The 25,017-nt window shown below is 45.4% G+C and carries 21 protein-coding genes; 16 read left to right on the top strand and 5 right to left on the bottom strand.

Annotated features, from left to right (window positions below; genetic code table 11):
• Window positions 1-186: 186 nt before the first annotated feature.
• On the bottom strand, window positions 187-534 hold the full coding sequence (locus AC0YN7_RS20350; RefSeq protein ID WP_475811866.1) for a helix-turn-helix domain-containing protein: 348 nt from the start codon (window positions 532-534) through the stop codon (window positions 187-189).
• 246 nt (window positions 535-780) lie between these two features.
• Between AC0YN7_RS20350 and AC0YN7_RS20355 the strand changes: the two genes are divergently transcribed.
• Together AC0YN7_RS20355 and AC0YN7_RS20360 are read left to right on the top strand one after the other, a co-directional pair.
• Window positions 781-1,254 (top strand): hypothetical protein, encoded by a 474-nt coding sequence (locus tag AC0YN7_RS20355; RefSeq protein WP_475811867.1) that lies wholly within the window; start codon window positions 781-783, stop codon window positions 1,252-1,254.
• Between the two features lie 142 nt (window positions 1,255-1,396).
• Complete coding sequence (locus tag AC0YN7_RS20360; RefSeq protein ID WP_475812074.1) at window positions 1,397-2,701, top strand: DRTGG domain-containing protein; 1,305 nt, start codon at window positions 1,397-1,399, stop codon at window positions 2,699-2,701.
• A gap of 8 nt (window positions 2,702-2,709) precedes the next feature.
• On the opposite strand, the gene AC0YN7_RS20365 is transcribed toward AC0YN7_RS20360, so the two are convergent.
• The 3 genes from AC0YN7_RS20365 to AC0YN7_RS20375 form a co-directional block, all read right to left on the bottom strand.
• Complete coding sequence (locus AC0YN7_RS20365; RefSeq protein ID WP_475811868.1) at window positions 2,710-3,012, bottom strand: YtpI family protein; 303 nt, start codon at window positions 3,010-3,012, stop codon at window positions 2,710-2,712.
• An 85-nt stretch (window positions 3,013-3,097) separates the two neighbouring features.
• Window positions 3,098-3,613: a sporulation membrane protein YtrI gene (locus AC0YN7_RS20370; RefSeq protein ID WP_475811869.1), complete on the bottom strand. Its 516-nt coding sequence runs from the start codon at window positions 3,611-3,613 to the stop codon at window positions 3,098-3,100.
• A 3-nt stretch (window positions 3,614-3,616) separates the two neighbouring features.
• Window positions 3,617-3,943, bottom strand: coding sequence for a YtrH family sporulation protein (locus tag AC0YN7_RS20375; RefSeq protein WP_475811870.1), 327 nt, complete (start codon window positions 3,941-3,943; stop codon window positions 3,617-3,619).
• Window positions 3,944-4,422: 479 nt separating this feature from the next.
• On the opposite strand from AC0YN7_RS20375, the gene AC0YN7_RS20380 reads away from it, so the two are divergent.
• From AC0YN7_RS20380 to ppk1, 9 genes are all read left to right on the top strand, one after another.
• Window positions 4,423-8,040, top strand: coding sequence for a DNA polymerase III subunit alpha (locus AC0YN7_RS20380; RefSeq protein ID WP_475811871.1), 3,618 nt, complete (start codon window positions 4,423-4,425; stop codon window positions 8,038-8,040).
• Window positions 8,041-8,269: 229 nt separating this feature from the next.
• On the top strand, window positions 8,270-8,764 hold the full coding sequence (locus AC0YN7_RS20385) for a phosphatidylglycerophosphatase A family protein (protein ID WP_475811872.1): 495 nt from the start codon (window positions 8,270-8,272) through the stop codon (window positions 8,762-8,764).
• A 97-nt stretch (window positions 8,765-8,861) separates the two neighbouring features.
• Entirely contained in the window at window positions 8,862-9,050 is a 189-nt protein-coding gene (locus tag AC0YN7_RS20390; RefSeq protein WP_475811873.1) for a glutamate decarboxylase, read from the top strand.
• Window positions 9,051-9,090: 40 nt separating this feature from the next.
• Window positions 9,091-9,957 carry an acetyl-CoA carboxylase, carboxyltransferase subunit beta gene (gene accD / locus AC0YN7_RS20395; RefSeq protein WP_475811874.1) on the top strand — a complete coding sequence of 289 codons (867 nt, stop codon included), beginning with the start codon at window positions 9,091-9,093 and terminating at the stop codon, window positions 9,955-9,957.
• Window positions 9,947-11,020 carry an acetyl-CoA carboxylase carboxyltransferase subunit alpha gene (locus AC0YN7_RS20400; protein ID WP_475811875.1) on the top strand — a complete coding sequence of 358 codons (1,074 nt, stop codon included), beginning with the start codon at window positions 9,947-9,949 and terminating at the stop codon, window positions 11,018-11,020. The genes accD and AC0YN7_RS20400 overlap by 11 nt, the downstream gene beginning before the upstream one ends.
• Window positions 11,021-11,121: 101 nt before the next feature.
• A complete protein-coding gene (gene pyk / locus AC0YN7_RS20405; protein ID WP_475811876.1) occupies window positions 11,122-12,876 on the top strand; it encodes a pyruvate kinase in 1,755 nt (584 codons plus the stop codon).
• A 120-nt stretch (window positions 12,877-12,996) separates the two neighbouring features.
• On the top strand, window positions 12,997-13,461 hold the full coding sequence (locus tag AC0YN7_RS20410; RefSeq protein ID WP_475811877.1) for an acyl-CoA thioesterase: 465 nt from the start codon (window positions 12,997-12,999) through the stop codon (window positions 13,459-13,461).
• A gap of 153 nt (window positions 13,462-13,614) precedes the next feature.
• Complete coding sequence (locus tag AC0YN7_RS20415; RefSeq protein WP_475811878.1) at window positions 13,615-14,007, top strand: FxsA family protein; 393 nt, start codon at window positions 13,615-13,617, stop codon at window positions 14,005-14,007.
• A 147-nt stretch (window positions 14,008-14,154) separates the two neighbouring features.
• Entirely contained in the window at window positions 14,155-16,218 is a 2,064-nt protein-coding gene (gene ppk1, locus AC0YN7_RS20420; RefSeq protein WP_475811879.1) for a polyphosphate kinase 1, read from the top strand.
• Here ppk1 and AC0YN7_RS20425 read toward each other — a convergent pair.
• Window positions 16,190-17,737, bottom strand: a complete 1,548-nt coding sequence (locus tag AC0YN7_RS20425; RefSeq protein WP_475811880.1) for a Ppx/GppA phosphatase family protein — start codon at window positions 17,735-17,737, stop codon at window positions 16,190-16,192. The genes ppk1 and AC0YN7_RS20425 overlap by 29 nt on opposite strands.
• Window positions 17,738-18,043: 306 nt before the next feature.
• Here AC0YN7_RS20425 and citZ point away from each other — a divergent pair, with 306 nt between their 5' ends.
• The 5 genes from citZ (at window position 18,044) to AC0YN7_RS20450 (ending at window position 25,009) form a co-directional block, all read left to right on the top strand.
• Window positions 18,044-19,156: a citrate synthase gene (gene citZ / locus AC0YN7_RS20430; protein WP_475811881.1), complete on the top strand. Its 1,113-nt coding sequence runs from the start codon at window positions 18,044-18,046 to the stop codon at window positions 19,154-19,156.
• 137 nt (window positions 19,157-19,293) lie between these two features.
• Entirely contained in the window at window positions 19,294-20,589 is a 1,296-nt protein-coding gene (gene icd / locus AC0YN7_RS20435) for an NADP-dependent isocitrate dehydrogenase (protein WP_475811882.1), read from the top strand.
• A 576-nt stretch (window positions 20,590-21,165) separates the two neighbouring features.
• Entirely contained in the window at window positions 21,166-22,110 is a 945-nt protein-coding gene (gene mdh, locus AC0YN7_RS20440; RefSeq protein ID WP_475811883.1) for a malate dehydrogenase, read from the top strand.
• A 115-nt stretch (window positions 22,111-22,225) separates the two neighbouring features.
• A complete protein-coding gene (gene recQ / locus AC0YN7_RS20445) occupies window positions 22,226-24,385 on the top strand; it encodes a DNA helicase RecQ (protein WP_475811884.1) in 2,160 nt (719 codons plus the stop codon).
• Window positions 24,386-24,577: 192 nt separating this feature from the next.
• On the top strand, window positions 24,578-25,009 hold the full coding sequence (locus tag AC0YN7_RS20450; protein ID WP_475811885.1) for a hypothetical protein: 432 nt from the start codon (window positions 24,578-24,580) through the stop codon (window positions 25,007-25,009).
• Window positions 25,010-25,017: the final 8 nt, after the last annotated feature.

Consider the following 25,017-nt stretch of genomic DNA (forward strand, 5'->3'; position numbering starts at 1 on the left):
GACACCACCTGAAATTAATAATTTAATTATATAGGAAAACAGGATACCCTTCCTCGTAAAAATCGAGGAAGGGTATCCTGTTTATAAGATATAGACTTTTTCAGTGGCCTCCGTTAATTGCCATTGCATCTTTTTTTCATAGCTATACATGCTATTTCCATAAAGGACGGCTACTGCCGATTATGCTTACTCTATCTCTTTAAATTGTACGAGCTGTTTCACAAACTTGTATACGGCTTCTTGTTCCTTCACACTAAGCCCGATTAATTGATGCGCGATTTTATCGGCATAGCTGTTGTCGTGATTTGCTAATTGACTGTCAATTGTCACATTTACGATTTGTTCAATTGGCTTATTAAGCGCTTGCGCGATTTTGCTGAGCACATCTATTGTTGGATTTTTCTCTCCACGTTCGACCTGCCCCATATATGACGCGTTTATTTCCGCGCGTAGAGCCAATTGCTCCTGACTGAGACCTCTTTCTTTTCTCAGCAGCCGAATGTTTTCTCCTATAAGCTCTGAAATCCCACTCATTATGTCACCTCAGCCTAACGATAGAGCTTTACTAGCTCACCAACAACATTCTATAGAGTATATTATTTTTAATGACTATAGTCATTGACTAATAGATGGACTATTTACTATAATTGTGTAAAAAAGTATGATTCTATTATTGTCATTACCTTAAAAGGATCGTTTTACCATTTACCGGATAGGAAGTAATAGGGAAATAGGACGATTTCAACTGATCAAGTCAGAATGCTGTGAGGAGGTAGACTGATGGTTGATGAATTTGAGTTTTTTCGTAAAGTTCGTGAGTATTATTGCAATGTCCCTTTTTTTGTTCAATTGACTTATCAATTATCCCATCGTGTTGGCAAAACAGTGACGGCTCGAGGTTCGTTCAGCTGTCGCGTGAATCCGCATACTCAAATCGTAGAGTATGTAATAGATATTAAATCGGAATACATCTCAAGACCCTTCAGTGAACAAGGCTCATTTTTATTCTCTAACGTATATGAAGAAATTCCCCCGCAAACCATTGAATTTGATAATCTTCTGATCCAATCCTTACGTTATCCAATACCTATTGCATACGATTGGCATGCATTTATTATGGAGGGTGCTGAGATTGCGATAAACGTGCAAACGATTCAGCAGCTATTCAAAAAATGGAAGCTAAAGGGCAAACATGATCAAATTATCGATGGGAAGCTGAAAGTAGAGAAGGTAATTTTGCAGTGGTATAAATGATTTCCCGTACAGTCCTTGCAGGAACATGACTTGTTTCTCGCTTTCTCCTATAATGAGATGAGATGATAGTACGTGGGACGGAGGAATAAAGGTGAATCTAATTGGAACGGGAGTCGAAACGAGTACAAAGCATGAGCGAATCATGCACTATATTCAAAGCTTGAAGATTGGAACAAAAATATCGGTGAGGGCAATCGCAAAAGATCTAGGTGTTAGTGAAGGTACCGCATACAAAGCGATTAAAGAAGCGGAAAGCTCGGGTCTTGTTAGTACGAAGGAGCGTATCGGAACCGTTCGGATCGATCGCAAACGCCGGGAGGCGCTTGATCAGCTTACATTTGGCGAGGTTGCTGAGATTGTTGAAGGGCGACTTTTTGGCGGCGCGGAAGGCTCAGACAAAACCCTTCATAAGTTCGTTATAGGCGCGATGGAGCTGGATGCGATGCTTCGCTACATTGACCAAGGGAGTTTGCTTATTGTCGGTAACCGAATCGATGCGCATCGCTGTGCTCTGGAAGAAGGGGCGGGTGTGCTTATTACCGGTGGCTTCGAACCGAGTCCTGAAGTGATTGAACTAGCCAATGAGCGGGCACTTCCTGTTCTGTCTTCCCGCCATGATACATTTACAGTTGCGTCAATGATTAACCGCGCGATGTATGATCGGCTTATTAAACGGAAGATTATGCTGATTGAGGATATTGTGACGTTTAGTCGACCGGCGGATGTTTTGCATGCAAGCAATACTATACTCGACTTTCATAAGCTCTCTAAAGAAACCGGTTATTCACGATTTCCAGTAGTAGACGAGCGAAGCAAGGTTATAGGTATGATGACAGCTAAGGACGCGGTAGGCTCGCCGGGTGAAGGATCTGTTGATCGACTTATGACAAAGCAGCCCATTACGGCAGCGCCGAATATTACCGTCACCTCAGCCGCGCATACGATGGCCGCGGAAGGGATTGATCTGCTGCCGATTGTCGATAGACATCGTAAGCTGCTCGGCGTTGTTACGAGACAAGAGGTGCTCGACGCGATGCGATTCGCAGGTAAACAGCCCGAATCCGGAGAAACGTTTGAGGACTTGATGTGGTCAGGTTTTATCGTAGATGCAACGCTTCAAGGTCAAGATGAGCTTGGAATTGCCTATAAAGGGACAATTACGCCGCAAATGTCCGGCGCGCTAGGAATGGTTTCGGAAGGACTGCTTGCTACATTAATGACACAAGCGGCTCGCAGAATGATTCGGGATACGGCGAAGCGGGATTATTTGCTCGAGAGTATGACTACTTATTTTGTAAGACCAGTTCAAATTGACAGTGAAATTACGATTATACCTCGGGCGCTCGAGATGAGCCGGAAATTTACGAAGCTTGAAATCGAAGTGAAGGATATGAAAGGTTTGGCCGCCAAAGCGATGTTGACGGCTCAGATGATTGATCCCTACTAATAGCTGAACTAACCCTTCATCACGCGGTAAGCGCTAAGATTGCGCAATCCTGCAAATAGATTGAACACGCCGAGCAGCATGAATATAGCTCCGATTACGATACGGAGAGTGGATTCGCCGGACATAAACAGCTGGACGGCTGCAATGAGCAGCAGCATAATTCCCATGCTCACGTTCATTCTAGCAGTGAAAACACCGCGACTTCTTGCGTCGGCTGAGCGCCGTGACTTGAAACTGAATATAGCCGAAAGAATCAAGGTAATGAATATACCAGGCGCCAATAGCCATTGCATCAGTTGGTCCATTGTCATTGTGAAGCAGCTCCTTAAATGTGATGGCAGCATTAAAATAGTGAGTAGACAGCTTATATTGTATCACGAAACGCTGCCGAGCGCTTTAGATCGGAGGCTTCGCGTAGATTCGAACCTTAACCCACACATGGAGCACGTTTTCGGCAATAAGCACGGTCTTTACTTCGATCATATAATCTTTGTTATACACATCGGTATACACTTTGCGTTCTAGTATTTTGCGGGCGAATAGCGCGTTGGAATCAATTTCGTAAACGCTTTGACCGTAAAAGCTGGATAGATCCTCTTTGATACGTTTAAGAAGCTCGACCTCTGTTGCATTATCGAGGTCTGGTTTGTTTGGATTTTGACCGGCCTCCTCCTCAATACGAGGAAGGATGCTTTTAATAACCGTATGCTGATTTTTGAACTTTTTTAGTTGTTTAATATCCAGCTCATATTGGTCAAGCTGTACCTCAAGCTCACTCTTTAGAGAAACCAGCTTTTCAAACTGAGCGACATAAATGGAATTATAAAGGATTGCCCCGATAACGATGCCCAGCATCAGCACCCCAATCAATTGCAAGCCTCTCACATAACGATCAAATGGCGGAACTCGCATCGCCTATACGACTCCTTTGCATATTAAGCGAACGAGTTCCGTTCCTAAATGAGCCCCAAGAAAAGCAATCAAAATATAACAAATCTGCTGGACAGCTGGGGACAACTGACCGGCCATAATATTGCTCTCAATGACTCTGACCGGATCAATCGACCCGCCGATAGCGGCAACGATAGCCCATATTTTTAATCTTGCAGCAGTATCCAGCATAGTGGTGCCTGGCGGGAGAAGCATAAAGACGGATCCAATACCCGCGAGCATCGAGCCACCCATCACAACTCCGAAAGCAATGAAGAAATCAAGTCCTGCCTTGGACAAAAAATAGCTCATTATTTTCTCCTCCTTAAAGTTTAATAGCCTTGCGGCATTCCCCGAGTAAAATGGAACAAGGACTTCCTTGAGCCATCTAAACAGCTTACTTCCTACTTTAATTATGAATTGATGTTAGACAGGCGAACCACTATGGACGAGTTTCGTAGGTACGTGAGGGAAATCTCAATAAGTAGGAGGTTAGCCTCACTATATTAAAAGCAACTGTTTCTCATTTTTTGTATTAGTGAGGAAAACCTCACTAGCGATGAAGCTACCCTCATGGGGAGTGAGGTTTTCCTCACAATATAGAACACTGCACTCTCCATGCTTGTTTTTAATGAGATTAGCCTCACTAAAAATTGAGTTTCCCTCATTCCCACATGACATTCTTTCTAGATCCAATACGGAGAGGCTATTTTTGCGGAAGCAAAACTCACTGCTACCATTCTATGGGCGTGTCCACCTCTATTATGATAAAATAGAAGTAACTAATTCGGATGAAGCGGAAAGGAACGGTTGCGATGAGAGCTGACAACAAACAATCTTTCGTGCATTTGCACGTTCACAGCGAATTTAGCCTGCTCGATGGCGCCGCGAGAATCCGCGATCTAGCAGCGAGAGCCTCGGAGCTAGGCATGAAGGCGCTTGCCTTAACCGACCATGGCGTTATGTATGGAGCGGTACCGTTTTACCGAGCGTGCACAGCACACGGCATCAAGCCGATTATTGGGTGTGAGCTGTATTTAACGACTGGCTCACGCTTTGAGAAAGGCACACGTAAAGAGAATCCCACCTATCATTTGATCGTATTAGCCAAAAACGAAGCAGGCTATCGAAACCTAATGAAGCTAAGCACGATCGCACACTTAGAAGGTTTCCACTATAAGCCAAGGGTGGACTTGGAGGTTCTTCGCGAATATTCGGAAGGGCTTGTTTGTTTAAGCGCCTGTTTAGGCGGCGAGATTTCACAGCATTTGCTTCATGACCGACATGATGAAGCGCGTAATGCGGCTTTACGCTATAAGGATATATTCGGGGACGATTTCTATTTGGAGCTCCAGGATCACGGAATGATCGACCAGAAGAAAGTCGCGATAGCGATGATCAAGTTGGCGAGTGAGACTGGTATCAAGCTAGCGGCGACAAATGATGTTCATTACTTAAGACAGGAAGACGCTGCTGTACAGGACGTGCTGCTCTGCATCGGAACAGGCAAAACGGTTGATGACGCCGATCGAATGCGAATGCCTACCAATCAGCTTTATATGAAATCAGCGGACGAAATGGAATTGCTGTTCCGCCATGTTCCGGAAGCATTGGCTCATACAGCGGAAATCGCCGATAAATGCAGCTTTGAGCTAACGCTTGGCCGCGCGCCGCTTCCGGTATTCAGTCCAGTTCCGGCAGGTATGAGCTCATCGGAGTATCTAATAACGCTCTGCCGCGATGGGCTGATGGCTCGATATGGAGGATTAACAGAGTGGATCAACGATGCGGAATACCGCAAGCAGGCGGAGAAGCGTCTGGATTATGAGCTTTCCGTAATCGATAAAATGGGCTTTAGCGATTACTTTTTGATCGTATGGGACTTCATTCGATTTGCACATGAGCGGGGAATACGCACCGGTCCCGGAAGGGGCTCATCTGCGGGCAGCTTGGTTGCCTATACTTTGAAAATAACCGATGTCGATCCCCTTAAATATAAGCTGTTGTTTGAACGCTTTCTTAATCCGGAGCGAATTACGATGCCCGATATTGATATCGACTTCAATGATGAACGGCGGGATGAAGTAATTGCCTATGTGGCAGCCAAATACGGGGACGATCATGTAGCACAAATCATCACATTCGGTACTATGGCAGCGAAGGCTGCTGTACGGGACGTCGGCCGCGCGATGAATGTACCTTTTCAAGAGGTAGATCGCGCGGCGAAGCTAATACCAAATCAATTAGGAATTACGCTTGAGGAAGCACTTCGCATGAGTACGGACTTGCGAGAAGCCTGTGAGCGTCAGCCCAAAACGAATGCCATGCTTCAAATGGCCATGAAAGTTGAGGGCATGCCTCGCCATGCTTCAACGCATGCGGCAGGTGTTGTCATTTCGCAGGAGCCGCTCACACATTATGCCCCCTTGCAGATGGGAAGCGAGAAGATACCTCTAACCCAATATTCAATGGAGCATTTAGAAGCAATCGGTCTTCTCAAGATGGACTTTCTCGGACTTCGTACATTATCGATTTTAGAACGCACACTGCACTGGGTGAAGGAGCTTTACCGCAAAGAAATTGATTTTCGTATGATAAGCGATGCAGACCCTGATACGTACGCGATGCTTGGTCGCGGCGATACAACGGGTATCTTTCAGCTGGAGTCGGCGGGAGTGCGGCGTGTTTTACGTGAAATGAAGCCTACGGGATTTGAGGATATCGTCTCGGTACTAGCTTTGTACCGCCCGGGACCGATGGAGTTTATACCCAAATACATTCAAGGCAAGCATGGTCAAATTACAGTCGAGTACCCGCATCCTACGCTTGAGACGGTGCTTGCTGATACTTACGGAATCATTGTGTATCAAGAACAAATTATGCAAATTGCTTCGTTGATGGCTGGCTTTTCGCTTGGAGAAGCAGATCTGCTGCGCCGAGCTGTATCTAAGAAAAAGCGAGAGGTGCTGGATGAGGAACGAGGACATTTTGTAAAGGGCAGCTTGGGACAAGGCTATTCGGAAGCAGAGGCGAATCATGTCTACGATATGATTGTACGTTTTGCGGATTATGGCTTTCCTCGTGCCCATGCAGCGGCTTATGGCGTGCTAGCGTTTCAAACAGCGTGGCTGAAGGCGCACTATCCGGTTCCTTTTATGGCTTCTATGCTCGCTTCTGTAAATGGCAATCAACGGAAGACGGCGGAATACGTGGATGAATGCCGCAGGATGGGGATTGAGGTGCTGCCGCCAGATGTGAATGAAAGCAGCGTTTCATTCACGCCCGTAGGAAAGGCAGTTCGTTTTGGATTGGCAGCTATCAAAAATGTAGGCACACAGGCGATTGAAGCGCTGAAGAAGGAACGCGGAGAACGACCATTTGATAGCTTGCTTGATCTATGCAGGCGTGTTGATTTACGCATAGTAAATAAACGAGTGCTGGAGTCGCTTATTCAAGCAGGAGCTTGCGATTCTCTTCCAAGTCACCGGGCACAGCTTTTAGCCGCGCTTGAGGAGACAGTTGAAGCCGCGCTCAAATGGCGCAAAGAAAGCGAAGAGCTGCAAATCGAGATGTTTGGATTAGAGGAAGTTCAAAACTGGGACGTAGAGCTGCCGGATGTACGGCCGTTCACCATCTCTCAGAAGCTGGAATTCGAGCGTGAACTGCTAGGATTGTATTTGTCGGGCCACCCGCTTGATGACGCGGAGCAGCAGCTCGAATTGCTGGGTCTCGATCGATTGGTTGAGCTTAATGACGCACCGGATGGTTCGATAGCAATTGTCGGAGTCATGATTGTATCACTCAAGCCTTTTACGAATAAAAAAGGCAACGCGATGGGTTTTCTCGAGCTGGAGGACCGCATTATGCGAGTGGAAGCCGTTGTGTTTCCGGCCGTTTGGAAACGGTGCGAGAGCAAGCTTGAGAAGGGCGGTCTAGTAATCGTCCAGGCAACGGTTCAGCAGCAGGATGATGACTTTAAGCTGATTGTCGAAGATATTGTTCCTCTTAATTCTACAGGCATTGACCTGGCTGATCAGGTGAGACGTTTGCAGCGGCAGGCGAAAGCTCGCGCATCGCGTACGAGCTCTGCCGAGAAAGTAATACATAGGACAGTATCGGAGACGCCGCAGAAGCAAGCGGATCAAGCTGCTCCAGAACGTCAGCAGCCAGCAGAAAGAAAACGGCAGCGCGTTTACATTAAGATCGCGGCGGCCCATGAACAGCCGGATATGCTGGATAAGCTCAAGCAATTATTATCGACTCATGCGGGTCAGCTCGATACGGTTTTATTTTATGAGCAGGGACAGAAGTCCATAGCGCTTAGTAATAACTATCGGGTGAAGCCATCTCCACAGCTTGTTAGCGCCGTTGAACAGCTGTTCGGGGAAGGCGCGATTGTTATAAAATAGTTGATCCCTTGCAGCATTGAAGCAAACCTGTCTCTTATAAATTCCGTAGTATACGGTGACAGCCGTTTACGCTTGCCGAAAAATGTTTTTATTTGACAGGCACGTAATAGCTTGTACGCGCATATGTATAGAGATACAAGCGAAAACGGCATACAAAAGTGAGATTACTCACCGCCGGTTCGCCCTGTTTCTGAGATGAACGTACAAGCAGTTACGGGAGGGGATTTGCATGATGACAGGGATCGAGAAATGGCTTCTGAAACGCGGTGTGTCGGTTGCTGATGTGACGGAGATTGTATATACGCTGCAGCGTCCATACAATGGCGACTTAACAATGGAGGAATGCGAGGAAAGCGTGCGAACGGTACTGGAGAAAAGAGAGGTGCAATATGTCATGTATACAGGCATAGCACTTGATGAGCTCGCAGAGCGCCGTTTGTTGCCTGAACCGCTGCAGTCTATTATGGAAAATGACGAGTCACTATATGGCGTTGACGAAACGCTCGCGCTTGGAATTACAAATGTTTATGGAATGATTGGATTGACGAGTTTCGGATATTTAGATAAAGTAAAACCCGGCATTATTCGTCAACTGAACATGAAGGGCGAACGAATTCACGTGTTTTTGGATGACTTGGTAGCGGGATTAGCCGCAGCAGCGTCCGCGAGAATTGCTCATCAGGACCCAAAAGCTGTCCGGTATGATTTGCCGGATTCGCCATGACTATGGTATCATTATGAGATCATATGGCCTGTTACCGGGAAATAGCTATGCTTAGGAAGTGAGCTTTGCTGCTGCAAAGTTTTCAGGAGGTACCATAATGTGGACGGTCATTTATATCGCACCAACAGCAAAAATCGCAGATAACATCAAGAAGCGGCTGTCAGAGGAAGGTTTTCTGGTGAAGGTCCGTTCTGTTAATCTGTCTAAACAGCAATACGAGATACTAGTTCCGTCTGGCGAGCTGGAGGAAGTTCAGGAAGTTTTCAACTCCATTATGCGGTCATGATGGTTAGCTCTATACTATTGCGCCTTGAGAGGTGTCACACGTGCAGATAAAAGATTTATTTACAAAGAAGAAATATGCGACCATACCTTCGGAGCGTAAACGTGATATTCCGGAAGGCATAATGAATAAGTGCTCCAAATGCGGCACCATTCAGTACAGCAAAGAGCTAGAAAAGAATTTAAAGGTCTGCTCATCATGTGGACATCATTACCGATTGAATGCATGGGAACGAATCGGTATGACACTTGATGAAGGCAGCTTGATTGAATATGACGCTTATATGGAATCCGTCGATCCGCTTTCCTTTCCGGGTTATGCAAGCAAGCTTGTGCAGCAGAAGAGTAAATCGAATCTGCGCGACGCGGTTATAACTGGAGAAGGCATGATCGGTGGTTTTCCAGTTGTGGTTGCGGTCATGAGCTTTGATTTTTTCAGTGGCAGTATGGGTTCTGTAGTTGGAGAGAAAATAACTCGAGCAATTGAAGCGGCTCACGAAAAACAGCTGCCGCTTCTTATTTTCTCGACTTCCGGCGGTGCTCGGATGCAGGAAAGCATTTTGAGTTTAATGCAAATGGCCAAAACAAGCGCGGCATTGTCAAAATTTCAAGGTGCCGGTGGTTTGTTTATTTCGATTTTTACCGATCCTACTATGGGCGGTGTTTCGGCTAGCTTTGCGAGCTTGGGCGATTACAATTTGGCCGAGCCTGGCGCACTTATTGGCTTTGCTGGTCGCATTGTCATTGAGCAGACAATCCGTCAGAAGCTGCCTGAAAACTTCCAGACTGCTGAGTTTAATTTACAGCATGGACAGTTGGACAAAGTGGTGCACCGCAAAGATATGAAGCCTACGTTGGCAAAGCTGCTCGATATGCATTGCGTAAGGGAGGGAATATCCCATGGCGGGTGAGTTGCCTTTTGAGAAGCCGTTGGTCGATTTGCGGCAGAAGATTACTGAACTTAAAGGCCTAAGCGAGGAGAAGGGGATAGACTTCTCCGAAGAAATTTTACGTTTGGAGCATAAGTGCAAGCAAATGGAAGACGAGCTGTACAGTGAATTGACTCCTGCTCAAAAAATGCATATGGCGCGGCATCATCAGCGTCCAACATCGCTTGATTTTATCCAAACGGTATTTACCGATTTCATTGAGCTGCATGGAGATCGTCTCTTTGCTGATGATCTAGCTATTGTCGGCGGTCTTGCCAAAATAAATGGTGTGCCTGTTACTGTAATCGGACATCAGCGTGGCAAGGATACTCGTGAGAACATCGCGCGTTTCTTCGGAAGTCCACATCCCGAAGGCTTTCGCAAAGCGCTAAGATTTATGGAGCAAGCAAACAAATTTAAGCGTCCCATCATTACGTTTATCGATACGAAGGGCGCATACCCGGGCAACACTGCAGAGGAGCGAGGCCAATCGGAAGCGATTGCACGTAATCTGCGGGAAATGGCTGGTTTCGGTGTGCCTATCATTTGTATCGTTATTGGAGAAGGCGGCAGCGGCGGCGCTTTAGCTTTAGGTGTCGGCAACCGTGTGCTTATGCTGGAAAATGCGATATATTCCGTTATTTCGCCAAATGGCGCTGCATCCATACTTTGGAAGGATGCTTCAAAGGCTGATTTAGCTGCCGAAGCGATGAAAATAACGGCAAAGGATTTATTGGAATTTGGTGTTATTGAAGACATCGTTCCAGAGCCGCGAGGCGGCGCTCATCGCGACCTTGCTTTTCAAGCCGAACAGCTCAAAGAAAAGCTGTGGGTTCATTTGCAAGAGCTGATGTTGTTAAGCCCTGAGCAGCTGATTGAGGACCGTTACAATAAATTTAGAAAGATAGGTCCTTATCATATTGCTGAGGAGCAAACGATAGAAGTGCAAAGTGATTCAGAGCATGCTGCAGCTGGTGTTCAAGCAACAAAGGAAGCTTCGGTAGAGACTGATCAAGCAGCCGAAGCGACACCAACGGCAAACTAACATTCGTGTACAATCGATTTTTTCACTGTACAAGCAGTGGGAAATCGTGTCATTATAAGTGCAGTTCAGTATATTCAGGCAATAAACGGAGGAAACCTAACATGCGTAAAACTAAAATTGTTTGTACGATTGGACCATCCAGCGAATCGTTGGAAAACACAAAGAAATTAATTAATGCAGGAATGAACGTTGCTCGTCTTAACTTCTCTCATGGTGATTTTGAAGAGCACGGTAACCGCATCAAGAACATTCGCATAGCAAATGCTGAGATGGGTACTTCGGTAGCCGTTCTGCTTGATACGAAAGGACCTGAAATTCGTCTTGGTAAGTTGAAAGAAGAGCCGATCGAATTAACACAAGGCGATGTTGTGACTTTGACAACAGAAGAGATTTTGGGAGATATCAATCGTGTGCCTATTACTTACACTGACCTTCCGAAGGACGTAACCATCGGATCCACGATTCTAATCGATGATGGTTTGATCGGATTGACTGTTGAGGAAGTAAAGGGTACTGAAATCATATGCCGTATCGTAAACAGTGGTCAAATTAAAAGTAAAAAAGGCGTTAACGTTCCAGGTGTGAAAATTTCATTGCCTGGTATTACAGAAAAAGATGCAAACGATATTGTGTTCGGTATCGAGCAAGGCGTAGACTTTATCGCAGCTTCTTTCGTTCGTAAAGCAAGCGATGTGCTGGAAATTCGTGAGCTTCTAGAGCGTCATAACGCAAGCCACATACAAATTATTTCCAAAATCGAAAATCAAGAAGGCGTAGATAATCTTGATGAGATTCTTGAAGTATCTGACGGTTTGATGGTTGCTCGTGGAGATCTGGGTGTTGAAATCCCTGCGGAAGAAGTGCCGCTCGTTCAAAAGAACATGATCAAAAAAGGTAACCGCGTAGGTAAGCCGGTTATTACAGCAACACAAATGCTTGATTCCATGCAACGCAACCCGCGTCCAACTCGCGCAGAAGCAAGTGACGTAGCGAATGCTATTTTCGACGGAACAGATGCTATTATGCTTTCCGGTGAAACAGCTGCGGGAAGATACCCAGTAGAATCGGTACAAACAATGGCTCGTATTGCGGAGCGCGCGGAAGAATCACTTGAGTATCGTGAAATTTTCATGAAACAAGTGAATGCTCAGCAAACGTCTGTTACGGAAGCAATCAGCCAAGCGGTGGCTAACTCAGCACTTGATCTAAATGTGAAAGCAATTATTACATCGACACAAAGTGGCTTTACGGCTCGTATGGTATCGAAGTATAAGCCTAAGTCACCGATCATTGCTGTAACTCCAGATGAGAGAGTTATGCGTCGTCTTTCCCTTATTTGGGGCGTAAAGGCTATTTTAGGACCTGACGCTGACACGACTGACGAAATGTTCGAAAACGCGGTTAAAGGCGGCATGAGCACTGGCCTGCTTAGCCTTGGGGATACTGTTGTTATTACAGCAGGCGTTCCAGTTGGCCGCTCAGGAACTACTAACCTTATCAAAATTCACCATATCGGCGAGCTTTTGGCACAGGGACAAGGTATCGGCAGCCAAACGGCTACAGGTAAAATTGTAGTGGCGACTACACCTCAGGAAGCTATCGCTAAAACAACTAAAGGCTCTATTCTAGTTACTGTATCTACAGACAAAGATTATATGCCTGCATTTGAAAAAGCGGGAGCGGTTATTACCGTGCAAGGCGGAATTACTAGCCATGCTGCAGTTGTAGGTCTAAACCTTGGAATCCCTGTAATTCTTGGAGTACAGAATGCAACTGAATTGCTTCAAGATGGTATGGAAGTAACGATTTACGCTGAAACTGGCGTTATTTATCACGGCCAATCAAAAGTACTATAATAGGGCAGCCTATTTAAACAAATATAACGAAACAAAAAGCGATGGTGATCTCACCGTCGCTTTTTGTTAATCATTGCTCTGCGAAGTATAACGTTATGAAGTTGTTGTAGGAGGGGTCTAATGGAATCAAATTCGAAATGGTTTATGCATCCTATTCGTGTCCGTTATCAGGAAACTGACCAAATGGGTGTCGTATTTCATGGTAATTATGTAACCTGGTTTGAAGTTGGACGTACAGAATGGATAAGGAATGCGGGTTATGATTACAAAACGATTGAGGAGCACGGTTTGCTTCTGCCGGTTGTCGATCTGCAATGCCGTTACTTGATACCAGCTCGTTATGATGATACCGTTCTTGTATGTACGCGGATTTCTGATTACTCGCCTGTACGGCTTTCCTTCGAATCGCAAATAAGAAGGGTGGAGATGTCTGATTTTCACGCCGCTGAGCTACAAGAAGGACAGCAGCTGCCTGGAGAGCTGCTTGTGGAGGGTGGAACGAAGCATGTATGGGTAAATGCTGAGTGGCAGCCTTCGCGTTTAAACAAAGTACTTCCTGACTTATATGAGTTGTTAACGAAGTAAGTTTTGCTACGCAAAACCAAGTCTATGCTTACGAAGTAAGTTTTGCTTCGCAAAACCAAGTCTATGCTTACGAAGTAAGTTTTGCTTCGCAAAACCAAGCCTATGCTTACGAAGTAAGTTTTGCTTCGCAAAACTTTTTAGGAGGATAAAACAATGAACAGATGGTTGCTTGCTGTATTAATTTTGATACCTTTTGTGGAGCTTTGGGGAATACTGCAGGTCGGCGCTTGGTTAGGCGGCTGGACAACCTTTTTTATATTGATCATTACCGGGTTTGTAGGTGCGTTTTTAGCCCAAGCGGAAGGACGCAAGGTATGGATGGAAGCACAGCGTCAAATGCAGCTTGGACAAATACCTGGTCGAATGCTGTTGGATGGCTTATGTGTACTTGCAGGCGGTATTCTGCTCCTAATACCTGGTTTCTTATCTGATATTGTAGGGATTACGCTGTTGATTCCGGTGACTCGACTGTTTTATCGTCAAATTTTACTGCAATGGCTCGAGAAACGAATGAAAAGCGGTAATTTTAAAATCGGAAGATTCTAATCTTTACGTCATGTTTACAAAAGGTTAACATTGCTATAATAGTCATGCTTCATAATAGGAACGTATAGGGGCGTATTTAACGAGCATAATTGCTAGGAAACCAAAGCAAATGCTCATTTCGTCGTAAACCTTTCAGGAGGCGTGTAAATGAACAAGCATTTGTCTCACTATGTAAATAGGGATTTAAGCTGGATTGAGTTTAATCGCAGAGTGCTTCAAGAAGCGCAGGATATCAATAATCCGCTGCTTGAGCGCGCCAAGTTTTTGGCGATTGTAACAAGCAATCTGGATGAGTTTATGAGTGTAAGGGTAGCCGGTATGCAAATTCAAATGAGAGCCGGATTTACCAAAACTGATTTTACTGGATATACCCCGTCCGGTCTTTGGAAAAGGCTTATCAAACGCGCGACACAAATGGTAAATGATCAATATCGTACATATAGGGAAGTATTTCGTAGCTTAAGCCGTGAAGGCATTTTCATTCGTTCTATTGATGAGCTGAACGCAACGCAAACGAAAGCGGTATCCGAATATTTTCACGAAATCGTATTTCCTGTCCTGACTCCTATGGCCGTCGATCAGAGCAGACCCTTCCCGCTCGTACATACGAAGGAGCTGTATTTGGCGGTACTGTTAAGGCGTGAAGGCGATCTCGAGGAGGAAGAGCCGTTTTTTGCAATTGTACAAGTTCCTTCGATACTATCGCGTTTTGTTCCTGTACAAGGTAGGACGAATAGTAAAAAAACGGAGTTTGTACTGCTGGAGGATTTGATTGAAAAGTTTATTGACACGCTGTTCAACGGATATATTCCGTTTTCAGTTAACCCCTTCCGACTGACGCGCGATGCGGATTTGATGTTGAATGAAGAGGATGCGGAGGATCTGCTCGAGGAAATTGAAAAGGAACTTCGACGTCGCCGCTGGGGCATTCCTGTTCGTCTCGAGGTTGCTAAGGGTATTCATCCTTATGCGCTCGAAATGCTCAGGGAAGAGCTCGAGATTGAAGACAATTTGTTTGAAATTGACGGTCCACTCGATTTGAGCTTTTTAATGAAGTTTGTAAATTCATTGCCGGGCTACGATAATCTCCGTTATGAGAAGATGGACCCGGTCTACCCGCGTGAGTTTGATGATACAGACGATATGTTTGAGGTCATCCGTCAGCGTGATGTATTGATGTACCATCCGTATGAATCATTTGATGCGGTCAATGATTTTGTGATGCAAGCCGCATATGATCCGGATGTGTTGGCAATAAAAATGACACTGTATCGCGTCAGTGGGCAATCTGCGCTCGTTCAAGCACTTGCTAAGGCGGCAGAGGCAGGGAAGCAAGTCACTGTCGTAGTCGAGCTGAAGGCGAGGTTTGACGAGGAACGGAATATTGCGTGGGCGCGACAGCTTGAGAAAGCTGGCTGTCATGTTGTCTATGGCTTAGTAGGGTTGAAAACACATGCCAAAATATTGCTGGTCGTACGTCGTGAGCAGCGGACACTGCGTCGTTACGTACACGTAGGCACTGGCAATTATAATGACAGCACAGCCACATTATACACGGATATTGGATTATTTACGTCTCATCCGATTATCGGGGCAGATGCCTCTGCATTATTTAATGAAGTGACAGGTTATTCCTCGCCTTATGAATGGAAAGCGTTTGGTGTTGCGCCATCGGATCTAAAAGAAAAGCTGCATCGTCTCATTGATCGCGAGCGAGTGAACGCATTGGCCGGCAAGCCTGCTAGTATTATCGCGAAGATGAACTCATTATCGAATCAAGACATGATTGACAAGCTTTATGAAGCATCGCAAGCGGGTGTGAAAATTGTTTTAATTGTACGCGGAGTATGCTGCCTAAGACCAGGTGTAGCAGGACTAAGCGATAATATACAAGTGATTAGCATCGTTGACCGTTTCTTGGAGCATTCGAGAATTATGTATTTCTGTAATGGCGGGGAAGAGGAAGTTTATTTGTCCAGCGCGGATTGGATGACACGTAATTTAACAAGGCGCATTGAGCTAATTTGTCCAGTATTTGACGTTAATTTACGCCAAATACTGATCAAAATGCTTAAGCTTAATATTAAAGACAATGTAAAAGCTAGAGAGCTAAAATCGAGCGGTATATATGAGCATGTGGTCAGTGATAGTAAATCATTCCGAAGTCAATTTGAAGCGAGAGCTATTGAATCATGGAAGGGTCTGGGTTAGCAGGAAGATCTAGCGTTGGAACGGTTCCCCAGAGCTTTTTAAATTCCGAACTAAGCTCCTCGACTTCCCGGCGTTCAACAGCAAGCGAGCTTTTAGGATGTAGTGGGCACAGCAGCAGCTGTGTCCCTAATGCTTGAATGTTAATCTGGCCAATGGCTTGCGTTTCGGTACGATCTAGAGCAGCAGACAACTGCAGTAAGATGCCAAGCTTGTAAATGGTGTCAAGATCGAAATCGTTCAGCAGCTCTCTGTATGGTGAAACTTGATTGCGTACACGGCTTTTACTTTTGAAGGAAGCAATTGCAGCTGTCATAATGATTTCTCGATGCGTCAATCCGTTCAATTGTGAGTTAATGATTAGATAAAAGGAATGTCTGGCGTATTCGTAATAGTCAATGGATGCTCCGATTCGGAAAAGCTGCGAAGCAGTATCCAATAATGTTCGGGAATGAGAATCTAATGTGTAAACGTAATTTAATGCATCATAGAGCTCAAGCGCCAATCGATTCACTTGCATGACATGCGCTCTCGGCGATTCCGGATGCAACGCAATCAAGTTGTTCAAGCTGTAGGTAAGAGCATTGTCGAGCTTCGGATGATTAGCGAATCTAGTTGCATGGAATAGACCATCGCGCAAACCAGCTCCGCAAATACGGTAATGCGTAGCTTTGGTCGCGCGGAACAATACACGGAGTATCGCTACACCGGGAACCACGACATCGGCACGATCTTTGGACAAGCCCGGAAGCTTACGCCTTTTGTCAATTGGAAGCTTGCGTATTTGCTCGAAGAGCTCATCAGCTTGTTCGCCGGTGATCGGATAATTATGGGTTTGCGGGAAAGGATATTTGTGTATAGCTTGATGCATTTTTCCGAGGCCTCTGACCGTACCTCCGACGCCGACAAGCGGAAGACCAGGCGTAGTGCCAATCCAAGCTTCATGACGAATAGCATCCAATACCAGCGCTTCTAACGTCCTAAGCTCCTCGTCACTAAGCATTCCTTTCGTCCCGAAGCGTTTGTTAAAGCTTACGCACCCGAAAGGGAGTGAAATTGTGTGGATAAGCGAACGATTGCGGAACAACGAGAGCTCGGTGCTGCCGCCACCAATATCGATGAGGTAGCCGTCGCGAATGTTAAGAGAGTTAATCATGCCGAGAAAGCCGTAAGAAGCTTCTTCTTCTCCGGACAATAGTTCTATGACAAGCCCGGTAGCTGCTTCTATTCGATTCAATATCTCAGTTCGATTGTTAGCATTGCGAATGGCTGCAGTTGCAACCGCACGAATTTGTTCTGTATAATTATGAGCGCAGATTAGTGTGAAGTGTAGCAACGTCTCTATAAGTTCATCAATCGCTTCGTTAGATAGTTTACCTTCATCGTCAACTCGCTCGCTTAGCCTAGCAGAACTTTTGCTGCTGTCTGCAACGCGGTGAGCGCCATTTGACGTCCGTTCGTAAACAACGAGTCTGACGGAGTTGGAGCCAATGTCTATTATTCCGATGCGTTGTCCAGTCATGTAGCGCCTCCGATCCGGCAAATTTAGAGTTAATGTATCTTCTTTGGACATTTTACCACTATATTCACTCCAATAAAAATAGTTTTCAGAAGTGGTCTAAAATGGGCGTGAATAGGGAAAAATGCTGCTGGAGCAAGCATTGCGGTAAGGAGATAAATCAAAGAGAAAAATAATTAATGATGCCGATAAAGCAATTTTATGTCCGATTTTGTACACATTTCTGTCAAAATCATTTATGATTAGAAAGCATGGCACAAAACGAATCTTTTTTATTGTAAAATTCACCAGCTTAAAGGAGAGAAAACGATGACAGCAACTAAAGGCCTTGAAGGAATTGTCGCAGCGGCGTCCTCCATCAGCTCGATTATTGATGGCGTATTGACGTATCGCGGTATCGATATTGATGTACTTGCCGAAAATGCTACTTTTGAAGAGGTTGCCTACCTGCTTTGGTATGGTAAACTACCTAATCGTTCTGAACTTGATGGTCTGCAAAAGCAACTGGATCAGTATGCGGCAGTACCAACGGGAGTTCTTGATCAAATAAAGCTTTATCCTCAAGGTACAAACTCGATGGCTGCACTTCGCACGGCTGTTTCCAGTCTTGCTTTGTATGACAGCTCTGCAAACGATATGTCTCCAGAATCGAATCAATTGAAAGCAATCAAATTGCAAGCGCAATTGCCGACAATCATTGCCGCTTTCGCGCGTATTCGTGAAGGCAAGGAGCCTGTAGCTCCTAAACAAGGCGTGTCGATTGCTTACAACTTCTTATACATGCTTACTGGAAATGAACCTGCTGAAGTTGCAGTTAAGGCGCTTGATCAAGCTCTAGTTCTGCATGCGGATCATGAGTTGAACGCTTCGACGTTCGCAGCTCGTGTTACGGTTGCTACTTTGTCAGACATTTATTCTGGTGTAACCTCTGCGATTGGCGCTTTGAAGGGTCCATTGCACGGCGGTGCGAACGAAGCCGTTATGGTTATGCTTGAAGAAATCGGTTCAACAGCTAATGTTGAAAGCTTTATCAACAACGCGCTTGCGAACAAGGAAAAAATTATGGGCTTTGGACACCGCGTTTACAAAAACGGTGATCCGCGCGCAAAGCATTTGCAAAAAATGTCCCGTGAGCTTGGTAAGCTGACTGGAAACATGGAGCTTTATGAAATGTCAATTAAAATCGAAGAAATGGTTACGGGTCAAAAGGGCTTGAAGCCAAACGTTGACTTCTATTCCGCATCTGTATACACGACGCTTGAAATTCCACGCGATTTGTTTACGCCTATCTTCGCTATTAGCCGTCTATCCGGTTGGAGCGCGCATATTCTTGAGCAATATCAAAACAATCGCTTGATCCGCCCGCGTGCTGACTATGTTGGTCCGGTTAATGTGAAATACGTTCCGATCGACCAACGCTAATAATAGCTGGCATATTTTAAAAATAAATAGTTACTGACACTTATAATGTAAGTTTTGCTTACGAAAAGTATAGGTGTATACTTATAAAGTATTATAAAGTACATTTTGCACATAAAATTTTTAGGAGGAATTATATAATGGCTCAGTTTGAAAAATTTGCACTTCCAACAGAAGGCGAAAAAATTACTATCGACAATGGTGTTCTTCAAGTACCTAACAATCCGATCGTACCTTTCATCGAAGGTGACGGCACAGGCCGTGACATTTGGAAAGCTTCCAAACGCGCTCTTGATGCAGCTGTAGAAAAAGCTTACAACGGCGAGAAGAAAATCGCTTGGTACGAAGTATTTGCCGGTGAGAAAGCTTTCAATGAATACGGAGAGTGGCTGCCAGCAGATACGCTTACAGCAATTCGCGAGTATATCGTTGCTATTAAAGGACCATTGACTACACCAATCGGCGGCGGTATTCGTTCTTTGAACGTTGCTCTTCGTCAAGAGCTTGATCTTTATACTTGCCTACGTCCTGTTCGTTATTTCACTGGCGTTCCTTCACCAGTTAAACGTCCTGAACTAGTAGATATGGTCATTTTCCGTGAAAACACAGAAGATATCTATGCAGGCATCGAGTACCAAGAAGGTTCTGCAGAAGTGAAAAAGGTAATCGAATTCCTTCAAAACGAAATGGGCGCTAACAAAATCCGCTTCCCTGAAACTTCAGGTATCGGTATTAAGCCAGTTTCCAAAGAAGGCTCTAAGCGTTTGGTTCGCGCAGCAATTGAATATGCAATCAAACACGGCAAAAAATCAGTTACACTTGTACACAAAGGCAATATCATGAAATATACAGAAGGCGCGTTCAAAAACTGGGGCTACGAAGTGGCTGAGCAAGAATTCGCTAACGAAACCTTTACATGGGGCGAGTACGATCGTATCAAAGAAGCTCAAGGTACAGACGCAGCAAACAAAGCTCAAAAAGACGCTGAAGCAGCTGGCAAGTTGATCGTTAAAGATGCTATTGCGGATATCGCATTGCAACAAGTATTGACTCGTCCTACTGACTTTGATGTTATCGCAACATTGAACCTGAACGGTGACTACCTGTCCGATGCTCTTGCAGCACAAGTTGGCGGTATCGGTATTGCTCCAGGAGCAAACATCAACTACCTAACTGGACATGCTATCTTCGAAGCAACTCACGGAACAGCTCCTAAATATGCTGACCTTGACGTAGTAAATCCAGGTTCCGTAATTCTATCCGGCGTTATGATGCTTGAGCATCTAGGCTGGCAAGAAGCGGCTGACCTTATCTATAAAGGTATGGAAAAATCCATCAATAACAAAACAGTAACATATGACTTTGCACGCCTAATGGAAGGCGCAACAGAAGTAAAATGCTCTGCCTTCGCAGACGAAATCATCAAAAATATGTAGTCTGGCATCTTGATAAATCTTTCAAAAGGGAGCACCTAGCCCGAACCGATTACAAAAAGGTGGTCTAATGTCCCTGAGGAATGGTGTCCCTTTAGGGACAAATTCCATCGCACTGCACAGGAATGTCGTCCCTCCAGGGACCATTCCTCTGCACTACACGGAATAGCGTCCCGCAGGGACCATTCCTCCGCACTACACGGAATGGCGTCCCGCAGGGACAATTCCTCTGCACTACACGGAATGGCGTCCCGCAGGGACAATTCCGTAGCACTGCATGGAATGGTGTCACGCAGGGACAATTCCACCGCCTAACCACCAACGTAAAGCGTGTCCCGAAGGGACGAAAGCGACTCCTACAGGAAAGTTACACAGGCCCGTCTGTGTAACTTCTTCGTTCTTCCAATTGGCGGGTGTCCAGAGGGCGTAGCGCCTCGGAATCCTCCCTTGGAAGGGAGGACTTAGGAGGGTTCGAAACGCCCTTAAGGGGCTACGCTTTAAAGTTACTTAGGCTGTAAATCGGGGGTCAAAGGGGTCTCCCCTTAAAAAATAAGCAAGGCTAAGGAGGATTTATACAAGATGGCTATTAAGCGTAATAAAATCACAGTTGTAGGTGCTGGTTTCACAGGTGCTACTACTGCATTAATGCTTGCACAAAAAGAATTGGGTGATATCGTTCTTGTTGACATCGCGCCTCTGGAAAACCCAACAAAGGGTAAAGCTCTTGACATGCTGGAAGCAACGCCAGTACTTGGCGTAGATGCTAACATCATCGGTACATCTAACTATGATGATACAAAAGATTCTGATGTTGTAATTATCACTGCTGGTATTGCTCGTAAACCAGGCATGAGCCGTGATGACCTTGTTAACACAAACGCGGGAATCGTAAAGTCCGTATGTGAAAACGTAAAAGCGACTAGCCCTAACTCGATCGTTATCATTCTTAGCAACCCAGTTGATGCTATGACTTACGCGGCATTCGAAACTCTAGGTTTCCCTAAAAACCGTGTTATTGGTCAATCCGGCGTACTTGATACAGCTCGTTACTGTACATTTATTGCTCAAGAGCTTAATGTATCGGTTGAAGATGTTCGCGGCTTTGTACTTGGCGGACATGGCGACGATATGGTACCACTCGTTCGATATTCGAATGTTGGCGGTATTCCAATTGAGAAGCTGATCCCAGCAGATCGTATTGAAGCAATTGTTCAACGCGCGCGCGTTGGCGGCGGCGAAATCGTTAACCTGCTTGGAAACGGCAGCGCATATTATGCTCCTGCAGCATCGCTTGTACAAATGACAGAAGCAATTTTGAAGGACAAAAAACGTATCATTCCTGTTATCGCATTGCTTGAAGGCGAATATGGCTATGACAATCTGTTCATGGGCGTACCTACAATCATTGGCGGCAGCGGTATTGAGAAGATTATTGAACTGGATCTTACTGCTGAAGAGAAAGCTGCACTTGATAAATCGGCTCACTCCGTTCGCAATGTTATTAAAATTGTAACAGCGGGTTAAGTAAACTATAGACCTTGCATTATATAAAGAAGATGCGTTTGGGAGGACCCTGACAGAATACTGCCAGGGTCCTCTTGTTTATTTGTTTCGCATGAATTTTTAGGAGGGATGCAGGTTGATAGAACAGGCTAGACAAGCTCTGAAACGAATATATGGCTATGATTCATTTCGCAAGGGGCAAGAGGATATTATATCTGGCATATTAAACGGTCGTGATACGCTGGCTATATTGCCTACGGGCGGCGGAAAATCCGTCTGTTATCAAATTCCGGCAATGCTGCTGCCAGGTACAACACTTGTAATATCCCCATTAATATCGCTAATGAAGGATCAGGTGGATGCGCTGCGACGTGTTGGTGTGTCAGCCGCATACCTGAATAGCTCGCTTGGCGCGGCGGAGTATCGCGAGATCATGCGAAGTGCCATGCAAGGCGAATACAAGCTGCTTTATGTTGCGCCTGAGCGTCTTGATGCGCCTATGTTTCAGTCGTTGTCAGAGCAGTTGACAATACCGCTTATTGCTATTGACGAAGCACACTGTGTTTCCCAGTGGGGTCATGATTTCCGTCCCAGCTATCGACAGCTCGCAGGCTGGATCGGTCGAATGTCGAATCGACCTCTCGTCGCAGGCTTCACTGCTACCGCGACTAATGAGGTAGCTAATGATATTGCTGATATGTTAAAGCTCCGAAATCCAAGTGTATTTGTAACGGGCTTTGCTAGACCTAATCTTTCGCTTTCTGTCGTTACTGGTGTAGATAAGAAGAAATTTCTTGCGCGCTTTATAGGTGAACGCAAAGAGCAATCGGGCATTATTTATGCCGCTACGAGAAAAGAAGTCGAAAATGTATATGAGCAGCTTACGCACAGCGGCATTCAAGCTGGCAAATACCACGGGGGCTTGACGGATATCGAGCGTGCTGAAACGCAAGAAAAATTCCGTTTTGACGATATTCGCGTCATGGTTGCAACGAACGCCTTCGGTATGGGAATTGATAAACCAAACGTTCGTTACGTGCTTCATTGGCAAATGACTAGCGATATTGAATCCTACTACCAAGAAGCTGGCCGTGCTGGTCGAGATGGTGAGGAAAGTGAATGCATCCTGTTGTTCGAGCCAGCGGATATGCAGGTTCAGCGCTTTTTAATTGAACAAGGAACGGGAGATAGCGATCGAAAATCGATCCAGCTTTCCAAGCTTCATACGATGATGAATTTTAGTCGGACTCAGCGCTGCTTGCAGCAGTTTATCGTTGATTATTTCGGAGAGACAGGTGTTGAGGCTTGCGGAAAATGCAGCAGCTGTCTGGATAAGAGTGAGCCGGTTAATCGTACAGATGAAGCTAAGATGGCACTTTCCTGTGTTGGTCGAATGAAAGGGCGCTTCGGCGTTACTATGGCTGCAAAGGTGTTAAAAGGATCCCGTGATAAGCGTCTCCTTGAATTTGGACTTGATCGTTTATCCACGTATGGATTGATGCGCCATCTGCCGGAGAAAGAAATCGCTGATTGGTTATACTGGTTAGTTGCTGAAGGCTATTTAAGACTAAGTGAGGGGCAATATCCAGTCGTATCGCTAACTGCGAGCGCCCTTCCTGTGCTTGAAGGGCGAGAAGCGATTATGCAGCGGGTACGAGCTACAGTGAATCAATCCTCCAGCAAGGATGGAGGAGGAGCTTCCCCGATGTTCGAAGCGCTTAAGCAATGGCGCAAGGAGAAAGCAGCAGCAGAAGGTGTACCGCCATTTATGCTGTTTTTTGACGCGACACTTCGGGAGATCGCAAACGCCCAGCCGCAAACGATTGATCAGCTATTGGGAGTCAAGGGGATTGGCGCGGCGAAAGCAGATAAATACGGTGAAGGACTGATTGATATCATTCGTTCCTTCGGCGGAGATGAACGATCGGCAGAGAAGGGGCTGACTGTTCCGAGGCAGCCGACTGCTTTACCTAAGCGGGTGTCGCCAGGCGATGAGCAGCCGAGTTATTTGATTACGTTGGAGCTTTTTCAAGCAGGCCAAGAGCCTGAGGATATCGCTAAGAATCGTGGATTAAGTAAAGTTACGGTTGAAGGGCACTTGATTCGTAGTAGCGATGAAGGTCATGTGTTAGATTGGAGCCGGGTTATCCCAGCTGAGTATGAGCAGCAGATCGTACAAGTTATTGGCGAGCTTGGGCCAGATAAACTGAGGCCAATTAAAGACGCGTTGCCGGATGAGGTCCCCTATTTTGCTATTCATGGCGTTATGAGCAAATATGGTTTTAAAACAATGTAGATAAACATGTAAAGCAAAGTGTGAATATTTGGGGAACGATTTGGAATTGAGTGTAGAAAAAGAAGGCTGCTGTAACGAATAAAATGCGTAGTCATTTGAAATATATCTCATTTCTGATAAACTAAATATAAGATATGATTTTGGATAAAGTATGAGATTCATAATGCTTTGCCAAACAGGAGGAGTTTGAAAATGTATAATGCAATGGTATTTTTGCACTTGTTAGGTGCAATGGGAATGGGATTTTATGTCGTACTTCCAGTAATGGTCGGACGAGCTTCCAAGCTTGCTGGAGTTGGGCAAGGCGGGCTTGCTGACGGGTTGCTATCCGCAAACCGAATCGCGCAGTATTTCCTCGTTCTACAGCTATTAACAGGTGGATATTTGATGTCTCAAGGTGAATATTCAGTTGCATGGATGATTATTATTACGCTGTTGTTCCTTGGAATTGCGGCACTAGGCGGTATCGTATCGAAGCCGCTCAAGCTTATCGTATCGTCCATTCAAGATGGCAAGAGTGCTACTGCGCATATCAATAAAGCGCGTGTACTGAGCTTAATCGTACTTGTGCTTTATATTGTCATCGTTTACTTTATGAAATTTCCAATCTTAAAAGATATGTAAGAGCTTAG

This window comes from Paenibacillus sp. J31R122 (assembly GCF_056269185.1).